At 70.4% G+C, this 223-nt stretch carries 1 protein-coding gene; it reads right to left on the bottom strand.

The window, feature by feature from the left end:
• Positions 1–223: hypothetical protein (locus tag E4K09_RS29880; protein ID WP_204985781.1), on the bottom strand; the 223-nt coding region annotated here is incomplete at both ends.

Raw genomic sequence — 223 nt, 5'->3', positions numbered from 1 at the left:
TAGCGGCTCGGTCCGCTCTCCTTCGAGCCGACCCGCCTGCCGTTCGGCGAAGAAGAGATGGCGCAGCGCTGCCGCCTCGCGTGTCTGGCGGAGCCGCTGGAACGTCGATCGGTCCTCGGCCAACGCCTCGCCAGCGGGAGCCGTCGCTGCGCGGCGCACCGCCTCGATCGCCTCTGTGATTCCAGGATGGTTGGGGCGGGAGGTCAGAGCCGACACACAAGCG

Origin of the sequence: Microvirga pakistanensis (assembly GCF_004458765.1) — a bacterium.
GTDB classification, from domain to species: domain Bacteria; phylum Pseudomonadota; class Alphaproteobacteria; order Rhizobiales; family Beijerinckiaceae; genus Microvirga; species Microvirga pakistanensis.
Note: the sequence above shows the minus strand (reverse complement) of the source record. Positions and strands in the feature narration are given on the sequence as shown.